This window comes from Kribbella soli (genome assembly GCF_004331345.1).
GTDB lineage: Bacteria > Actinomycetota > Actinomycetes > Propionibacteriales > Kribbellaceae > Kribbella > Kribbella soli.
In genome coordinates, this window is sequence record NZ_SJJZ01000001.1 from 845,126 (window position 1) to 861,305 (window position 16,180).

Genomic DNA, 16,180 nt, shown 5'->3' on the forward strand with positions numbered 1-16,180 from the left:
CACAGGTTCACCCGCCCGCGGAAGACTGCTGGAGCGACTTCTTCAAGGCCGGTACGACGGGACCGACGCGGACCGCGAGCTGAGCCAGGCGATCCTTGTGCCGGACCCGCTGCTCCTTGGTGACGACCGTGCGCAGATCCGCCGTGGACGCCAGTACGACGACTGCGGCATCGCGGAGGTCCACTCGCGAGACGAGCCGGGACGGTCGCAGGGTGTCGCGGGCGCTCTGCAGGACATGTCGGCGTACCAAAGGATGGCGCAGCGTGATGCGGGCCGCCGGGAAGATGCCGAGGACGCGATGCGGCTCGACCCTGATCAGCTGTGCGCGGGCGAGCTCGTCGCGAACCTGACGGACGGTCAGACCCGTCCGCCGATCGATCCAGTGCCGCCATCGCCGCGGGCCCGCCGCACGCAACTCCTCGAGCACTGCCGCGGCCACCGGGTCGACCGGCGCCGGCGCGGAGCCCGATCCGGCGGAGCGCGATCCCGGCGTCGTCACCCGCGCCCGCCCGCCGTCGTCTTCGATGTTCCCGCTGAGCTGCAGGTCGACCAGCACGGCCGCCCGCAACACCTTCCCCAGCTTCGGCCGGGCCGTCAGCCGACCGCGCTCCGGATCGTAGGCCAGCAGAAAGACCCTTGCCGCCAAGGAATTCGGGGCAGTTGCGTTGCCGAGCGCAACTGTCTTTCGCGGCCGAGCCGGTTGCCTGGCCGACGTCGAGCGTTCCGGCCGCCGCAGCGGCGTCACCACAGCTCTACTCATCGTTGTCCTCCTTGGACGGGCGGCCCGGGCGACGTTGTTTCGTCACGCCGGTCGGAAGACGGCCGGCGTCGGCCAGGGCACGGCGGAGCAGGTACTCGATCTGGGCGTTCGTGCTGCGCAGGTCGTCGGCCGCCCAGCGGGCGAGCGCGTCGTGCACCGCGGGATCCAGCCGGAGCAGGATCTTCTTCCGTTCGGCAGGCACCGCAGACTCACTGGTAGAGGGAGCCGGCGTTGACCACCGGTTGGGCGTCGCGATCGCCGCACAGCACCACCAGCAGGTTGCTGACCATCGTCGCCTTGCGCTCCTCGTCGAGCTCGACCACCTCGTGCTCGGACAGCCGGTCCAGCGCCAGCTCGACCATGCCGACCGCGCCCTCGACGATCCGCTGCCGGGCCGCGACGATCGCACCGGCCTGCTGGCGACGCAGCATCGCCTGGGCGATCTCCGGCGCGTAGGCGAGATGCGTGATCCGGGACTCGATCACCCGGACACCGGCCGCCTGCACGCGAGCACCGATCTCGGCCGACAGCGTCTCGGTGATCTCGTCGGTGCTGTCCCGCAGCGACAACCCGCCGTCCTCGGTGTGTACGTCGTACGGGTAGCTGTTGGCAATGTGCCGTACGGCGGTCTCGGTCTGGATCGCCACGAACTCGACGAAATCGTCCACCTCGAACATCGCCTGCGCGGTGTCCTCGACCTGCCACACCACGACCGCGGCGATCTCGATCGGGTTGCCGTCGGCATCGTTGACCTTGGCAACGGCTGTCTCGTGGTTGCGGATCCGGGTCGACACCTCACGTCGTGTGGAGATCGGATTCACCCAGCGCAGACCGTCCGTCCGGATCGTCCCGGCGTACCGCCCGAGGATCTGCAACACCCGGGCTCGCCCCGGCGACACCGCGGTCAGTCCGCCCGCGACGATCAGCGCGGCCACGAACACCAGGATCCCGAGCGTGATCAGTACGCCGTTGCTGTTCCCAACGCCGATCACGATCAGCACGACACCAGCCACGGCCAGCACGAAGGCCAGCACCGCCATGGGCCACCCGTTCAGCCCCCGCCCCACGCGCTCGGCCACCTTCGGCGCCGGCATCTCCACTGCGACATCCACCATCACAAGCTCCTCTCGAATAGCTCGAAGGTAGCAAAGTGATATCACATTTGCAAGACAGCTCCGCGCGGACCGGGAGAGGCCGAGATCAGGGGAGGCGAGTGGCCAGGGACTCGAGGTGGGACTGCCAGAGGGCGGAGTGGGAGTTGGGGAGGGGGTCGATGGCGGAGGGGCCCCAGGCGTGGATGGGGCGGATGCCGTGCAGGGCGTTGACGAGCCAGGCCTCGGTGGTGTTCTGCAGGGCGTCGGGGGTGATCGAGTGCTCGGCGACCTCGATGCCCTGGTTGGCGGCGATCCGGCGCAGCAGCTGGGCGGTGACCGAAGGCAGCAACGGGCGGTCCGGCTCCGGAAAGCAGAGGGTGTCGTCCTCCCACCACGTGACGGCCGAGTACGCCGCCTCGAGGACCGTCCCGTCGGTGTCCAGCAGCAGGATCTCGTCGGCGCGGTCGGCCGCGGACTCCTTCAGCTTGCCGAGCAGCTCCAGGTCCGGTCCCTTCACCCGCGGCGCCGTCCGCGGATCCGGCCCGTCGTGGACTGCGACCCGCAGCCGGCCGCCGATCGGCGGCGCCGGTCGCAGTTGCACCGCCAGCTCCCCCGGCGCCTTCAGCTCGAACCGCGGGAACCACCGCCCGAACCCGGGCAACCGCGCGATCTGCTCGTCCCAGAACCGCTCCGCGGGCACCCCGGCCGCGGCACACGACCGGACGAACCGGTCCCGGTGCAGCTCCAGTCCCCGAACCTTGCCATTGGCAACCAGAAATGAATCCGCCACCAACAGTGTTGTCATTGTCCCCCACCTTGTCCGCCGACGGCAGCCGTTGCCTTCAGCACCATCTCGTCGTACTCCGCGACCGGGTCGGAGTCAAGCACGATCGCACCCCCGGCCCCGACCACGGTCTCGTCCGGCGTCAGCACCGCCGTCCGGATCACCACACTCAGGTCCGCCCGCCCGTCCACGGTCAGGTAGCCGAGCGCACCGGAGTACACCCCGCGGGCGCTCTCCTCGAGCTCGTCGATGATCTGCATGGTGCGGATCTTCGGCGCACCCGTCATCGACCCCGGCGGGAAGCACGCCCGGACGGCGTCCACCGCGGTCACGTCGGCGCGAAGCCGGCCGCGGACGGTCGTCACCAGTTGGTGCACGGTGCGATAGCTCTCGACCTGCATCAACTGCGGCACGTTCACGGTCCCGGGCACGCTGACCCGTCCGAGGTCGTTGCGGATCAGGTCGACGATCATCAGGTTCTCGGCGCGGGTCTTGTCGTCCTCGGCCAGCGCCTTCGCCGCGAGCTGGTCCTCCGCCGGGTCGAGGTCCCGCGGCGCCGTCCCCTTGATGGGCCGGCATTCGGCCCAGCCGTCCGCGTCCACGGTCAGGAACCGTTCCGGCGACGAGCTTGCCACCGCCAGATCGCCGTACCGGAGGAAGGCCGCGTACGGCGCCGGATTCGCGGACCGCTGCCAGCGGAAGAACTCGAACGGGTCCTGGACCGCGGGCAGGCGGACCCGGTTGGTCAGGTTGACCTCGTACGTCTGGCCCGCCTCGAGCTCGGCCAGCACCCGCGCGATTCCGGCCAGGTATGTCGCGCGGTCCTGCTCCAGGTGCGCCTCGAGATCCAGCCGCGCGATCGCGGGTACGTCGACGCTGCCCATCCACCAGTTCGACGCGGCCTCCTGCGCCTTGTCCAACCAGTCCTCGCCGGCGCCGGGCTCGTCGAGCGCCACCAGATGGGTGACGTCGCGGTCGTGGTCGATGACGACGAACCGGTTCGCCCAGATCCACAGCGCGTCCGGCGTCGGGGCCTCGTGCGCCGCCACTCCTCCGGTCAGCGCCTTCAGCTCGTAGCCGAAGTAACCGACGTACCCACCGCAGAACAGCCCGGCGAGCTCGGGCGGCGGCTCCGCGGCGCGGGCGGCCAGTAGCTCGTTCAGTTCGGCGAAGACGTCGCTGTCGGCCACGTCCCGGGTGATGACGTCGTCTGTCGTCGTACCGAGGATTGAAATCCTGCGGGCCGTGCGATCGGTCAGGCTGCCGTCGAGCCAGTACGCGACCGGCTCGGCGGCCAGCAGCTCGCGGTAGACAGTCTCACCGTCGAGCGCCCGGTCGAGCGTCCGGAGGGACCAACGCAGCGCACTCACACGCACACGGTACCGAGCCCGTGCCGATTCGTGGGCGCGGATCAGGACGTGGTCAGCGCCACCTTGGTCCGCATCGCGGTGATCCGGCGGATCGGGATCGCGACCTCAAGGCCGTCCTTGGACTCGGCGCGGTCCGCGAGCCAGGCCGCCGCGGTGTCCCGGCGGACGTCCGGCGTACCCGGGAGGTAGAGCGCGTTCACCAGTCGCATCGCGTCGTCCCGGCTGTGGATCATGTACACGTACCGCTCGCGCTGGCTCTCCATCACATCGAACCCCGCGTGCTTCAGCTGATCCTTCAGCTCGGTGATCTCACCGCCGGCCGGGAACTGCGGCGTCGACCGCAGCCGGGTGGTCAGACCGCTCAGCGTGCGGATGTCACCGCGCCGCAGCGGCCGTACGGCGGGCACGATCGCGGCCAGTACGCCGCCCCGCCGCAGTACCCGCGCCGCCTCGGCGAGCACGTCCGCCAGCGGCTGGAGGACCATCAGGCCCATCGAGCACGTGACGACGTCGAAGACCTCGTTCGCGAACGGCAGGTGCAGCGCGTCCGCCCGTACCTTCGGGCCGGGCGCACCGGCGAGCTGGGCCGCGTTGTTGTCGACCCCGACGACCCACCGCCCGTACAGCTCGCGTGCCACCGGCCCGTTGCCGCAGGCCAGGTCGAGCACCCTGCGGGCCTCACCCGAGACAGCACGGACGAGCCAGCGGTACGGCGTGTGGTCGCCGGCCACCGCACGTGACAACAGGGCTTCGGTACTGCCCGGAGCCGCGGTGTGGAACTCCCGCAGGTACTCCGGCCAGTTGATCGCATTCTCAGACATCGCGGCCCGAACCTACCGGCTGGCGACCCGGCGTGCCTCGCCGGGTGCTCAGCGTTAACGCATTGTTGACTGTCAGACTCTGCTGACGAAGATGTGACCAGCGGTCTCGTCGGTGATGACGCCGCCCGCCTCGCGGCTCCCGACCAGGACACCCTCGGCGTCCAGGGTGGAGTCGACCTCACGGCCGGGCAGCGCGCCCGCCCGCCGCAGGACCGCCATCGCGAAGTCGTCGGTCTGCACCGGCTCGGCGATCCGCCGCACCAGCACCCGCACGCTTTCCCCGGTGGCCGCGTCGAGCACCTGGTCCAGGGGCTCGACCCCGACCCGGAAGTCCCCGATGTTGCTGACCTGGTGGTCCTTCTGCAGCTCCTCCAGGCCCGGGATCGGGTTGCCGTACGGCGACTCCGTCGGGTTGCCGAGGAGCTGGAGCAGTCGCAGCTCGACCGCGTCGCTCATCACGTGCTCCCACCGGCAGGCCTCGGCGTGCACGTCCTCCCACTCGAGCCCGATCACGTCGACCAGCAGCCGCTCGGCCAGGCGGTGCTTGCGCATCACCCGGACCGCCTGCTTGCGGCCGACGTCGGTGAGCTCCAGGTGGCGGTCGCCCTCCACCTTGATCAAACCGTCGCGTTCCATTCGTGCGACCGTCTGACTGACCGTCGGACCGGACTGGTGCAGGCGCTCGGCGATCCGCGCGCGCAGCGGCAGGATGCCCTCTTCTTCCAGTTCGTAGACGGTCCGCAGGTACATCTCGGTGGTATCGATCAGCTCGCTCACGACAACCATTCTCACCTATTGAGGCAAGCCTTACCCAATTCAGCTGGGTACCGGGGCACGATGAGCACGGTGACAGCGGTGATGTGGTTCCGCCGGGACCTTCGATTGGGCGACAACCCCGCACTTCTCGACGCAATGACCCATGGCCGGGTACTCGGATTGTTCGTGGTGGATCCGTTGCTGTGGGGACGATCCGGCGATCCGCGCAGGGACCAGTTGGCCGCGTCGTTGCGCAGCTTGTCCGAGTCGATGGGTGGGCGGCTTGTCGTACGGCGGGGTGACCCGGCGACCGTCGTACCGGCGATCGCGGCCGAGGTCGGGGCGGCGAGCGTGCACGTGAGCGCGGACTATGCGCCGTACGGACAGCAACGCGATGAAGAGGTTGAAGCCTCATTGAAGTGTCCGTTGGTGCGGACGGGATCGCCGTACGCCGTCGCGCCGAGGCGGGTGCTCAATCAGCAAGGGCGGTCGTACCAGGTGTTCACGCCGTACTTCAAGGCATGGCTGGCGCACGGGTGGCGGCAGCCGGTCGAGGCGCCGGAACGCGTGCAATGGATCGAGGCGGAGAGCGAGAAACTGCCGGAGAGCTCGCAGGTCGCGGGTGAGCAGGCGGCCCTCGAGCGATGGCGGGCCTACGACGTTGCGGCGTACGACGACGAGCGGGATCGGCCCGATCTCGACAGTACGTCGCGGATGTCGATCCCGTTGAAGTACGGCGAGATCCACCCGCGGACGATGCTCGCCGACCTGGCCCGCAAGCGCAGCGCCGGCGCGGAGGCGTACCGTCGCGAACTGGCCTGGCGCGAGTTCTGCGCCGACCTCTTGGCGCGGCACCCGCACGCCGCCTGGAAACCGCTGCGTCCCGAGTTCGACCGGATGCAGTACGACGAACCGGGTGAGCTCCTCGAGGCCTGGCAGGAAGGCCGCACGGGCTTCCCGTTCGTCGACGCGGGGATGCGGCAGTTGGCCGCGACCGGGTTCATGCACAACCGGGTCCGGATGGTCGTCGCGTCGTTCCTGGTCAAGGATCTCCACGTGCACTGGAAGTTCGGCGCGCGCTGGTTCATGCGCGCGTTGCGCGACGGCGATCTCGCCTCGAACTCGCTCAACTGGCAATGGGTCGCCGGTTGCGGCGCGGACGCGGCGCCGTACTTCCGGATCTTCAATCCGGTCGGCCAGGGCCTGAAGTTCGACCCGGACGGCGCTTACGTACGGCGCTGGGTCCCCGAGCTCCGCGATCTCGACGGCCGGACGGCTCATGAGCCGTGGAAGCACGGCGGCGCCGACGGCTACCCGGATCCCGTCGTCGACCACGCCGAGGCGCGCAGCGAGGCGCTCCGGAGGTACGCAGCGATTCGCTCTTGACGCCCGTTTGACCGATACATCTATAGTGCTAGTTACATAGATGAATGGGGTTATCGATGATCGAGTTCCATCTGGACGGCCGGTCGGGGGTCTCGCCGTACCAGCAGATCGTTCAGCAGGTCCGGAACGCGTTGCGGCTCGGACTGCTGCGGGAGGGGGATCAGCTGCCGACCGTGAAGGACGTGGTGGCGGCGCTGGCGATCAACCCGAACACCGTGCTCAAGGCGTACCGCGAGCTCGAGCACGAAGGCCTGGTCCAGGCCCGGCCCGGGCGCGGCACGTTCGTCACCCGCACCCTCACCGACAACACGCTCGCCGCCCACGGCCCGCTCCGCCAGGACCTTCGCCGCTGGCTGGCCAAGGCCCGCAAAGCGGGGCTCGACGACGAGAGCATCGAGGCGTTGTTCCTTACCACCTTTCGGTCCGCCTCTCAGGAGGAGCACATAGCATGACGAGCGTTCTGCAGGCCCATGGGCTGGGGAAGAAGTATGGGCGGCGCTGGGCGCTGACCGATTGTGAACTGGAAGTGCCGGCTGGACATGTGGTCGGGCTCGTGGGGCCCAACGGCGCCGGTAAGAGCACGTTGCTGAATCTGGCGGTCGGGATGATCACGCCGTCCGCGGGGTCCGTCGAGGTGCTCGGAGGGCCGCCAGGAGCACAGCAGGCCAAGGTCGGCTACGTCGCCCAGGACACGCCGACGTACGCACGGTTGAGCGTCGCGGATCACCTGCGGCTGGGCGCCCGGCTCAACCCGGCGTGGGACGAATCCCTTGCACAGCAGCGACTCCAGCATCTTCGATTCGATCCGAAGCAACGTGCGGGCAGGCTGTCCGGTGGTCAGCGCGCGCAGCTCGCGCTCACGCTCGGGCTGGCCAAGCGCCCCGATCTGCTGATCCTCGACGAGCCGGTGGCGGCGCTCGACCCGCTCGCCCGGCGCGAGTTCCTCCAGGACCTGATGGAGGCGGTCGCCGAGCAGGAGCTGAGCGTCGTACTGTCCTCGCACCTCGTCTCCGACGTGGAGCGGGCCTGCGACTACCTGATCGTGCTGGTGGAGTCGCGGGTGCAGGTCAGCGGCGAGATCGACACGCTGCTGGCGACGCACTTCCGGCTGACCGGTCCGCGTCGGGACCAGAAGGACCTGCCGCGCGACCAGCATGTCGTGACGGCGAGCCACACCGACCGGCAGTCGACGTACCTGATCCGGACCGACAAGCCGATCCTGGATCCGGCCTGGACGGTCACCCAACTCACGCTCGAGGACCTGGTACTGGCCTACATGGGCCGCGACGTCCAGCCCGAGCGCCCGGTCCTGGAGGTGCAGCGATGATCTGGCTGACCTGGCGACAGTTCCGCGTCCAGCTCCTGGTGGTCGCCACCGTGATCCTGGCCGCGGCGATCTTCCTGGCGGCGACGGGTCCCGGCCTGCTCGACGACTCCCGCACACTGGCCGACAACTTCATCAGCAGCCTCCCGTCCCATCCGATCCAGATGTGGCTGTATCGCATCGGGCTGATCCTGCTGTACGCCGTACCGCCGGTGATCGGAGCGTTCTGGGGCGCGCCGCTGGTCGCTCGCGAACTCGAGAGCGGCACCCATCGGCTGGTGTGGGGTCAGAGCATCTCCCGGACGCGCTGGCTGGCGGCCAAAGTCGGGATCACCGGGCTCGCCGCCATGGCGATCACCGGCCTGCTCAGCCTCGCGGTGACCTGGTGGTCGGACCCGATCGACGACGCGATCAACGCCGGCCAGGACTCGAACGACTACCTGCCGCGGATGTTCCCGCCGACCTTCGCCGCCCGCGGACTCGTACCGGTCGGGTACGCCGCGTTCGCGTTCGCGCTCGGTGTCGCGGTGGGTCTCGCGGTCCGTCGGACGGTCGTCGGACTCGCCGTCACGCTGACCGTGGTGATCCTCGTACAGGTGTTCACGCCGGTGTTCCTCCGGCCGCATCTGATGGCGCCGACCGAGCAGAACATCATCCTCACCAAGGACAACGTGCGCGGCTTCATGATGTCCGGCGACCAAAGCAGTCCGACGCTCAAACAACTGGAGGTGGCGAGCGGATCCGTCGGGGCCTGGAAGTTCGCCGACAAGACCGTCGACAAGGCCGGGCAGGAAATCAGCACCCTGCCGGGATGGGCGGTCAAATGTGCACCACGCGACCCGAGCCCGAACGCCCCGGTCCGCAGTCCGGAAGAGCAGGACGCCTGCTACCAGCGGCTTGCGGACGAGGGGTACCACCAGCACATCAAGTACTTCGCGGCGGACAAGTTCTGGGCGTTGCAGTGGCGTGAGTTCGGATTCTTCATGCTGCTGGCGTTGCTGCTGAGCGGGTTCAGCTTCTGGCGGATCCGGCGCGACCTGTCGTGAAACGCCGTACCAGCAGGGCTGCGGCGAGGACGGCCGCGGCGACGACCGCCGACGTCCACGGGAGCGTGACCGCGAGGACGACGCACCCGGTCAGGCCGATCACGTTGACGGCGCGCGGCCAGCGACGCTGATCGGCCGGCTGGGTGAACGCGGAGGCGTTCGCGATCGCGTAGTACAGCAGGACGCCGAACGACGAGAAGCCGATCACGCCCCGCAGATCGGTGGTGAGTACGAGGATCCCGACCACCGCGGCGAGCGCGAGCTCGGCGTGGTGCGGGACCTGGTAGCGGGGATGTACGGCGGCCAGCCAGGTGGGCAGGTCGCGATTGCGGGCCATGGCGAGCGTGGTGCGGCCGATGCCGGCGATCAGGGCGAGCAGGGCGCCGAGGCTGGCGAGTGCGGCACCGATCCGGACGACCGGTACCGCCCAGACCGCACCGACCCCGTCGACCGCGGCCGCGAGGGGCGCCGTGGTCGACGCGGGGTCGCCGGTCCGCAGCAGGGCCAGCGCGACGGCGAGATAGATGCCAATGGCAATGACCAGCGCGACGGTGATCGCCCGCGGAATGGTCTTCGCCGGTTCCCGGACCTCCTCCCCCATGGTGGCGATCCGTGCGTAGCCGGCGAACGCGAAGAACAACAGGCCCGCCGACTGCAGAACGCCGTACGGCGAGGTGCTGGTCATCTCGTGATGCTGCGGGGTTCCCGTGAACAGGACGACGAGCACGAGGGCCAGTACGACGAGGGTGCAGGTGACGAGGATCCTTGTGAGGCGTGCCGTCCTCGTCACGCCCCGGTAGTTGACGGCCGCCAGCGCGAGGACCGCTGCGAGGGCGATCAACCGCCGCAACCAGTTGATGTCGGTGACGTAGGTGCCGAAGGTCAGCGCCATCGCGGCACACGACGCGGTCTTGCCGATCACGAAACACCAGCCGGCGGCGAACCCCCACCACTCCCCCAGGCGCTCACGCCCGTAGACGTACGTGCCACCCGATACCGGGTAGACGGCCGCCAACTGGGCCGACGACGCCGCGTTGCAGTAGGCAACGATCGCGGCGAGGACGAGGCCGAGCAGCAGACCGGATCCGGCGGCCTGCGCAGCCGGCGCCCAGACCGCGAAGACCCCGGCCCCGACCATCGACCCGAGCCCGATCAGCACCGCGTCGCTCAGCCCCAGCCGCCGCGCCAGTCCCGGCCCGGCTGGCGGCGCCGTCATCTCAGTTGTCCGCCGCCAGAGCCGCCGCGATCTTGGCTTCGGCATCGGCGACGTCCTCCTTGGGGGCTTCGGGGAGCAGGTCCGCCCACAGCGGCAGCATCTCCCGGCGCGCCTCGAGCATGCCGAGCGGACGCGGGAAGAACCAGACGTGGAAGTGGGCCGAACCGTCGCCCCAACGATAGACGTGCACCCGCGCGATGTCGCCGAGCGCGAGGATCGCCCGCTCGATGCGTGCGACGACCGGGCCGTAGCTCTGCGCGACCTTGTCCGGCAGGTCGGAGAACGAGTCGTGATGCCCCCGGCTGGCCAGCCACACCACGCCCGGGATGGTCACCCCGGTGGCGCGGCACAGCGCCCAGTCGTCGTCGTACCAGAGTGGCGGTTCGTGTTCGGAGTTCTCGAAGTCGGCCAGCCAGTCACACAGGCCGCAGTGCGGGCCGCCGGGTTCACCGACGCGGGGCGGTTCGGGGATCACGCGAGGCTGCGGCTCGAGGCGGACCAGCGGTTCGGCGTACGGAAGTGTCATGGCGGTCTCCGGTGTGAGGAGGTGATGATGCGCCTAGTGAAACATGCCCGTTACATCAGATGCAACAGGCATGTTTCATGCTTCGAGGACGCCGCGGAGGACCAGGTCGAGGGTGAGCCGCCGGGCGCGGGACCGCGACCAGTGGTGCCGGCCGCGCATGTGCACGTAGGTGAAGGCCGCCGAGACCATCAACACCTCGGCAACGTCGCTGACCCGGCCGTGCGGGTGCAGCGTGCCGTCCGATTCGCCCTCGCGGAGGAACCGCTCGAACGGGTCCAGGAAGGAGACCGGCCCGTTGCGCGCCTGCTCCTGGTGGAAGACCAGATCCGACGACAGCATCAGCGGCAGATGCCGGTCGATGACGTCGAAGAGCGCCTCCAGCGTCCGGATCAGGCCTTCACGACCGGACCCCGTTCCCGCGAGCACCGGCCACAACGAATCCCGGTAGTCCTCGGCGAGCGCGTCGAGCAGCGAGTTCAGCAGCGTCTCGACGGTGAGTCCCTGCCGCCACAGCGTGACCCGCGACCGCCCGACCTTCTCCGCGACCCGCTCCAGGGTCACGCCGGTCCAGCCGTGCTCGGCCAGCACGGCGATGGTCGCCGTCCGGAGCGTCTCGTCCACCGCCACCGTCATCCGCGGCCCCTCACTCTTGTGCAACGAGGTTGTTGCACTGCACCATGACTGTACCAACCCCCGAGGGAGGACAGCGTGGAGACCAGGACCGAGATCCAGGTGCGGTTCACCGACCACGAGCGAGCCGGACTGACCGCGCTCGCAGCCGGTCTGCGGGGAGTGGCCGAGTCCGACCTCACCGAGGAGGACGCCCTGGTCGCAGCCTTGGAGCTCGCCCTGACCCGCCTGATCGAGGACTTCGAGGTCCCCGACCCGGCCGCCCGCGACCAGGTCCAACGCGCCCGCGACAACCTCCGCGCCAACTGGATCCGCGGCAGCGCAACCCTCTGATCATCAGCCCGCCCGCTGCCTCCCAACACGAGGGGATATCCGTCCGCGTGTTGGGTTCTCCCCTCGCATACCAAGGGAGAACCCCCAACGGGACGGGATATCCCCTCGTGTTGGGGAGGCTGACGGCGGCGGGGTGGGTGGTTAGACCGCGTTCAGTACGCCGAGGAGGCGGGCTACCTCGGTGGCGACGGCGTCCCGGGCCGGGCCGAGGTACTTGCGGGTGTCGACCAGTTTGGGGTTGTCGGCGAGGACCTGGCGGACCTTGTCGGTGAAGACGTTGTTGAGGTGGGTCGCGATGTTGACCTTGGTCATGCCGGCCTCGACCGCGCGGGTCAGGTCGGGGTCCGCGACGCCGGACGAGCCGTGCAGGACCAGCGGTACGGCGACGGCCTCGTGCAGGCGGGTGATGAGGTCGAAGTCGAGCGTCGCCGTACGCTCGGTCATCGCGTGCGAGGAACCGACCGCGACGGCGAGCGCGTCCACACCGGTCGCCTCGGCGAAGGCGACGGCCTCGTCGGGACGGGTACGGGCGCCGGGCGCGTGGACGCCGTCCTTCCCGCCGACCTCACCGATCTCCGCCTCGACGAAGACACCGTGATCGTGGCAGAAGGCCGTCACCTCGGTGGTCGCCGCGACGTTGTCGGCGTACTCGAGCTTGGACGCGTCGTACATCACCGACGTGAACCCGAGCGTGACGGCCTCGGTGACCAGGTCCCGATCCATCGCGTGGTCCAGGTGTACGACGACCGGCACAGTAGCGGCGGCCGCCGCGGCCAGCGTCGCGACCCCGATCGGCTTGAGCGCGCCGTGGTACTTCACCGCGTTCTCGCTGATCTGCAGGATCACCGGCGCACCGACCTGCTCGGCACCCGCGATCAGCGCGGTCGCGTGCTCCAGCTGGATCACGTTGAACGCGCCGACCCCACGACCGGCCTTGGCCGCGGCCAGCACGACCTCGGCACCGGATACCAACGGCATGAGTCCTCCTAATTCACAGTCACTTGAGGCTGCCAACGCCGATAAGCGGCCAGATCGATGTCGCCGGCAACGGGCATCAGCACGGCAGCAGCCGAAGCGGCAACAGCAGACTTGAGTACGGCGGACCAGTCCGGCTCCGGCGCTTCCGCGATCGCCGCGGCGACAACCGCCGTACACGCGTCGCCCGCACCCGTCGGGTTACCGCGCACGGTCTCGACCGGCAACGCCCGCCAGACGCCTTTCTTGCTAGCAGCAACCATTCCGCGGGGTCCGTCGGTGATCACGGCCGCGGTCGCACCGAGCGCGACCAGCTCCGACGCCCCGTCCTCGACCGCCACCTCGCCAACAGCAGCACGCAGTTCGGCAGCGTTCGCGCGTACCACCGCACCAGCCCGCGCAGCGGCGTTCAGAGCATCGCCACCCGCATCGATCACCGTCAGTACGTCGTGGTGCCGCGCGCGGACCGCGAGCTCGGCGTACGCGTCGGCCGGCAGTCCCGGCGGCAGGCTGCCCGAGCATGCGAGCACTCCGAGCCGTCCCCACGGCATCCGGTCGCCGAACGCGCGCCACTCGTCCGCGGTCACCGTCGGCCCGGCCTCGTTGAAGATCGTCGCGTCCCCGTCCGCATCGTTGACGATGGCAACGGTACGGCGGGTCTCGCCGCCGATCGGGGTGAGCAGCGCGGTCAGCCCGGCGTCGAACAGCTCCTCGGCGACCAGCTCGCCGGTGACCCCGCCGACGAATCCGAGCACCAGCACCTGGTGCCCGAGGGTCGCCGCCACCCGCGCGACGTTCACGCCCTTGCCGCCCGCGCGCCGCCGGATCCGGTCGACGCGATGACTCCCGCCGACCCGCAGTTCGTCGACCTCGTACGTGACGTCCAGCGCGAGGTTGAGGGTGACGGTCCCGATCAGTCCAGCCACGACCCGGCCCGCATGACTCGCTGGACGGCGTACTCGTCGTCGAGCAGCACCAGGTCCGCCCGCTTCCCGGTCTCGATCGAGCCCACGTCGTACCAGCCGAACGTCTGCGCCGGCGTCGTCGACGCCATCCGGGACGCGTCGACCAGCGAGACACCGGCCTGCACCGCGTTCCGGAACGCGACGTCCATGGTGAGCGTGCTGCCGGCGATCGAATGAGTGCCGTGCGCGAGCGTTGCCAGACCGTCCTTGACGTCGACCTCGAGGCTGCCGATCTTGTAGCGGCCGTTGCCCATCCCGGTCGCCTCCATCGCGTCGGTGATCAGCGCGATCCGGTTCACCCCGGCCGCCGCGAGCGCGACCCGGACGACCTGCGGGTCCAGGTGCATGCCGTCGTTGATCACCTCGAGCAGCAGCCGTTCGTCGTTCAGCGCGGCGCCGACCGGGCCCGGGTCGCGGTGGTGGAACGGCCGCATCCCGTTGAACAGGTGTGTCGCCACGGTCGCGCCGGCGTCAGCGCCCGCGACCATCTGCTCGTACGTCGCGTCCGTGTGCCCGAGCGCGGCGACCGCGCCCGCGTCGACGACCTGGCGAATCGCGTCCAGCCCGTTCTCCAGCTCCGGCGCGATCGTGACCATCTTGACCGCGTCGCTCAGCACCTTCGCGACATCGTCCTTGAGCGGCGGCCGCAGCAGCGACGGCTCGTGCGCCCCGCAGCGCGCCTCGGACAGGAACGGTCCTTCGAGGTGGACGCCCGCGATGACACCGTCGGTGATCAGCTCCGCGAGGCACGCCGTCTGCGCGACCAGCTCGTCGAGCGGCGCCGTCACCAGGCTGGCCAGCGTGGTCGTCGTACCGTGCTTGCCGTGGAAGGCCGCGACCTTGCGCGCCTCCTCCGGATCGGTGGTCGAGTACGTCGACCCGCCGCCGCCGTGCGTGTGGATGTCCACGAAGCCCGGTACGACCGTCACGTCGCCGAGGTCCTCCGGGCGCTTGCCGTCGGCCGGCATCCCCTCGGAGCGCCGCCCGAACGCGCGGATGTCCTCACCCTCCACCTGGATCCAGGCGTTCTCCAGCACGTCGTCCGGCGTCACCACGCGACATACGCGGTACACGGTCATGGGGCCTCCCGATCTGGACTGAGGAGCGGAGGGAGCGAAGCGACTGGAGCGACGAGGGAAGACCGGGAGTTCCAGCCCCATGACCCGCCGCGACGGAGTCGTGGCATGTGCAACTTCATACCGTTTCCTCCTCGTCGACGCCTGCGCGGTCCCAGGCCATCTGGGCGGCGCCGAGCATGCCGGCTTCCTCGCCCAGGACGGCTGCCACGATCTCCGGTTCGCGCTGGAACGTCAGTCGCGCATGGACACCTTCGCGCAGCGGCTGCAGCAGTGTCTCGCCGGCGCCCACCAGACCGCCGCCGATCGCGATCCGGGTCGGGGCGACCAGGGTCGTGTAGAGCACCAGCGCGTCGATCAGGGCGGCCAGCGCGTCGCGCCAGACGTGTTCGGCGTCCGGGTCTCCGGCCGCGAGCAGTTCCATCACCTCGCGGGCGCCGTCGACGGTCCGTCCGGTGCGGGCGGCGTACCGCCTGGCCAGCGCGGCCGCGGACGCGACCGTCTCGAGGCAGCCCCACTGACCGCAGGCGCAGAGTTCGGCGGCGTCGCCGTGGATGAACTTCGAGTGGCCGAGCTCACCGGCGTACCCGTCGCCGCTGACCAGCGAGCCGTCGACGATCATCGCGGCCGCGATCCCGGTGCCGAGCGGGAGGAACATCGAGTTCGTGGTGCCGGCCAGCGCGCCGTGCCGCAGTTCGGCGTACCCGCCGGCGCGGACGTCGTGGGCGAGCACGATCGGCTCCCCGTCACCGACCGCGGCCGTCAGCTCGGCGAGGACCGGCGTACCGGTCCATTCGAGGTTCTCGGCGCCGACCGTGCCGTGCTCGGCGTCGATGACACCGGGGACGACGACACCGATGGCGCGCACGCGATGACCCTCCGCGGTCGCCTTCTGGCTGAGCTCGACGACGGTCTCCAGCAGGGCGTCGAGCACGGCACGGCCACCGTCTCGTGCGTCGGCCCGGGGCGTCGGCCTGGTCTCGCGGTGCAGCACGGCACCGTCGGCGGCGACCAGGCCGCACTTCATCCGGGTTCCACCGAGGTCGACGGCAACCACGACTTCACAGGGGTCCACGGAGCGCCATTATGCAGCGTTACCTGGCAGTCCGAACATCCAT

The 16,180-nt window shown here is 69.8% G+C and carries 19 protein-coding genes; 5 read left to right on the forward strand and 14 right to left on the reverse strand.

Annotated features, from left to right (window positions below):
• Positions 1-7: 7 nt before the first annotated feature.
• The 7 genes from E0H45_RS04255 to E0H45_RS04285 all read right to left on the reverse strand — a co-directional run bounded on the left by E0H45_RS04255 (position 8) and on the right by E0H45_RS04285 (position 5,615).
• Positions 8-760 carry a GOLPH3/VPS74 family protein gene (locus E0H45_RS04255; protein WP_131334947.1) on the reverse strand — a complete coding sequence of 251 codons (753 nt, stop codon included), beginning with the start codon at positions 758-760 and terminating at the stop codon, positions 8-10.
• The gene (locus E0H45_RS04260) at positions 753-962 is read right to left on the reverse strand and encodes a type II toxin-antitoxin system antitoxin (protein ID WP_131334948.1); all 210 of its coding nucleotides are present in this window, start codon (positions 960-962) and stop codon (positions 753-755) included. Before E0H45_RS04260 ends, E0H45_RS04255 begins: the two co-directional genes overlap by 8 nt.
• 7 nt (positions 963-969) lie before the next feature.
• Complete coding sequence (locus E0H45_RS04265; protein WP_131334949.1) at positions 970-1,875, reverse strand: SPFH domain-containing protein; 906 nt, start codon at positions 1,873-1,875, stop codon at positions 970-972.
• Between the two features lie 85 nt (positions 1,876-1,960).
• A complete protein-coding gene (locus E0H45_RS04270) occupies positions 1,961-2,659 on the reverse strand; it encodes an aminotransferase class IV (RefSeq protein ID WP_131334950.1) in 699 nt (232 codons plus the stop codon).
• The gene (gene pabB, locus E0H45_RS04275) at positions 2,656-4,008 is read right to left on the reverse strand and encodes an aminodeoxychorismate synthase component I (RefSeq protein ID WP_131334951.1); all 1,353 of its coding nucleotides are present in this window, start codon (positions 4,006-4,008) and stop codon (positions 2,656-2,658) included. Before pabB ends, E0H45_RS04270 begins: the two co-directional genes overlap by 4 nt.
• Before the next feature lie 41 nt (positions 4,009-4,049).
• Positions 4,050-4,829, reverse strand: a complete 780-nt coding sequence (locus E0H45_RS04280) for a class I SAM-dependent methyltransferase (RefSeq protein WP_131334952.1) — start codon at positions 4,827-4,829, stop codon at positions 4,050-4,052.
• A gap of 72 nt (positions 4,830-4,901) precedes the next feature.
• Positions 4,902-5,615: an iron-dependent transcriptional repressor DtxR gene (locus E0H45_RS04285; protein WP_131337638.1), complete on the reverse strand. Its 714-nt coding sequence runs from the start codon at positions 5,613-5,615 to the stop codon at positions 4,902-4,904.
• A gap of 51 nt (positions 5,616-5,666) precedes the next feature.
• On the opposite strand from E0H45_RS04285, the gene E0H45_RS04290 reads away from it, so the two are divergent.
• Genes E0H45_RS04290 through E0H45_RS04305 form a run of 4 tightly spaced genes read left to right on the forward strand, consistent with a single transcriptional unit; the run spans position 5,667 to position 9,341 of the window.
• Positions 5,667-6,971: a cryptochrome/photolyase family protein gene (locus E0H45_RS04290; RefSeq protein ID WP_165546353.1), complete on the forward strand. Its 1,305-nt coding sequence runs from the start codon at positions 5,667-5,669 to the stop codon at positions 6,969-6,971.
• Positions 6,972-7,027: 56 nt separating this feature from the next.
• Positions 7,028-7,423, forward strand: coding sequence for a GntR family transcriptional regulator (locus E0H45_RS04295; RefSeq protein ID WP_165546354.1), 396 nt, complete (start codon positions 7,028-7,030; stop codon positions 7,421-7,423).
• Positions 7,420-8,298: an ABC transporter ATP-binding protein gene (locus E0H45_RS04300; protein ID WP_131334954.1), complete on the forward strand. Its 879-nt coding sequence runs from the start codon at positions 7,420-7,422 to the stop codon at positions 8,296-8,298. The genes E0H45_RS04295 and E0H45_RS04300 overlap by 4 nt, the downstream gene beginning before the upstream one ends.
• Positions 8,295-9,341: an ABC transporter permease subunit gene (locus E0H45_RS04305; protein ID WP_131334955.1), complete on the forward strand. Its 1,047-nt coding sequence runs from the start codon at positions 8,295-8,297 to the stop codon at positions 9,339-9,341. The genes E0H45_RS04300 and E0H45_RS04305 overlap by 4 nt, the downstream gene beginning before the upstream one ends.
• Here E0H45_RS04305 and E0H45_RS04310 read toward each other — a convergent pair.
• From E0H45_RS04310 to E0H45_RS04320, 3 genes are all read right to left on the reverse strand, one after another.
• A complete protein-coding gene (locus tag E0H45_RS04310) occupies positions 9,307-10,557 on the reverse strand; it encodes an APC family permease (protein ID WP_131334956.1) in 1,251 nt (416 codons plus the stop codon). The two genes, E0H45_RS04305 and E0H45_RS04310, sit on opposite strands and share 35 nt — an antisense overlap.
• 1 nt (position 10,558) lies before the next feature.
• On the reverse strand, positions 10,559-11,083 hold the full coding sequence (locus E0H45_RS04315; protein WP_131334957.1) for a hypothetical protein: 525 nt from the start codon (positions 11,081-11,083) through the stop codon (positions 10,559-10,561).
• Between the two features lie 75 nt (positions 11,084-11,158).
• Entirely contained in the window at positions 11,159-11,716 is a 558-nt protein-coding gene (locus tag E0H45_RS04320; protein ID WP_131334958.1) for a TetR/AcrR family transcriptional regulator, read from the reverse strand.
• Between the two features lie 75 nt (positions 11,717-11,791).
• Between E0H45_RS04320 and E0H45_RS04325 the strand changes: the two genes are divergently transcribed.
• Entirely contained in the window at positions 11,792-12,046 is a 255-nt protein-coding gene (locus E0H45_RS04325) for a hypothetical protein (protein WP_131334959.1), read from the forward strand.
• 141 nt (positions 12,047-12,187) lie between these two features.
• On the opposite strand, the gene E0H45_RS04330 is transcribed toward E0H45_RS04325, so the two are convergent.
• The 4 genes from E0H45_RS04330 to E0H45_RS04345 all read right to left on the reverse strand — a co-directional run bounded on the left by E0H45_RS04330 (position 12,188) and on the right by E0H45_RS04345 (position 16,137).
• Positions 12,188-13,024 carry a class II fructose-bisphosphate aldolase gene (locus E0H45_RS04330; RefSeq protein WP_131334960.1) on the reverse strand — a complete coding sequence of 279 codons (837 nt, stop codon included), beginning with the start codon at positions 13,022-13,024 and terminating at the stop codon, positions 12,188-12,190.
• An 8-nt stretch (positions 13,025-13,032) separates the two neighbouring features.
• On the reverse strand, positions 13,033-13,947 hold the full coding sequence (locus E0H45_RS04335; protein ID WP_202872194.1) for a 1-phosphofructokinase family hexose kinase: 915 nt from the start codon (positions 13,945-13,947) through the stop codon (positions 13,033-13,035).
• On the reverse strand, positions 13,935-15,065 hold the full coding sequence (nagA, locus tag E0H45_RS04340) for an N-acetylglucosamine-6-phosphate deacetylase (protein WP_131334961.1): 1,131 nt from the start codon (positions 15,063-15,065) through the stop codon (positions 13,935-13,937). Before nagA ends, E0H45_RS04335 begins: the two co-directional genes overlap by 13 nt.
• Before the next feature lie 115 nt (positions 15,066-15,180).
• Positions 15,181-16,137, reverse strand: a complete 957-nt coding sequence (locus E0H45_RS04345) for an ROK family protein (protein ID WP_238154790.1) — start codon at positions 16,135-16,137, stop codon at positions 15,181-15,183.
• Positions 16,138-16,180: the final 43 nt, after the last annotated feature.

Coding starts and splice junctions, on each gene's coding strand:
- E0H45_RS04255 (WP_131334947.1), bottom strand. CDS start 760: ATGAGTAGAGCTGTGGTGACGCCGCTGCGGCGGCCGGAACGCTCGACG.
- E0H45_RS04265 (WP_131334949.1), bottom strand. CDS start 1,875: ATGGTGGATGTCGCAGTGGAGATGCCGGCGCCGAAGGTGGCCGAGCGC.
- E0H45_RS04270 (WP_131334950.1), bottom strand. CDS start 2,659: ATGACAACACTGTTGGTGGCGGATTCATTTCTGGTTGCCAATGGCAAG.
- E0H45_RS04280 (WP_131334952.1), bottom strand. CDS start 4,829: ATGTCTGAGAATGCGATCAACTGGCCGGAGTACCTGCGGGAGTTCCAC.
- E0H45_RS04285 (WP_131337638.1), bottom strand. CDS start 5,615: ATGGTTGTCGTGAGCGAGCTGATCGATACCACCGAGATGTACCTGCGG.
- E0H45_RS04290 (WP_165546353.1), top strand. CDS start 5,667: ATGAGCACGGTGACAGCGGTGATGTGGTTCCGCCGGGACCTTCGATTG.
- E0H45_RS04295 (WP_165546354.1), top strand. CDS start 7,028: ATGATCGAGTTCCATCTGGACGGCCGGTCGGGGGTCTCGCCGTACCAG.
- E0H45_RS04300 (WP_131334954.1), top strand. CDS start 7,420: ATGACGAGCGTTCTGCAGGCCCATGGGCTGGGGAAGAAGTATGGGCGG.
- E0H45_RS04305 (WP_131334955.1), top strand. CDS start 8,295: ATGATCTGGCTGACCTGGCGACAGTTCCGCGTCCAGCTCCTGGTGGTC.
- E0H45_RS04310 (WP_131334956.1), bottom strand. CDS start 10,557: ATGACGGCGCCGCCAGCCGGGCCGGGACTGGCGCGGCGGCTGGGGCTG.
- E0H45_RS04315 (WP_131334957.1), bottom strand. CDS start 11,083: ATGACACTTCCGTACGCCGAACCGCTGGTCCGCCTCGAGCCGCAGCCT.
- E0H45_RS04320 (WP_131334958.1), bottom strand. CDS start 11,716: ATGACGGTGGCGGTGGACGAGACGCTCCGGACGGCGACCATCGCCGTG.
- E0H45_RS04330 (WP_131334960.1), bottom strand. CDS start 13,024: ATGCCGTTGGTATCCGGTGCCGAGGTCGTGCTGGCCGCGGCCAAGGCC.
- nagA (WP_131334961.1), bottom strand. CDS start 15,065: ATGACCGTGTACCGCGTATGTCGCGTGGTGACGCCGGACGACGTGCTG.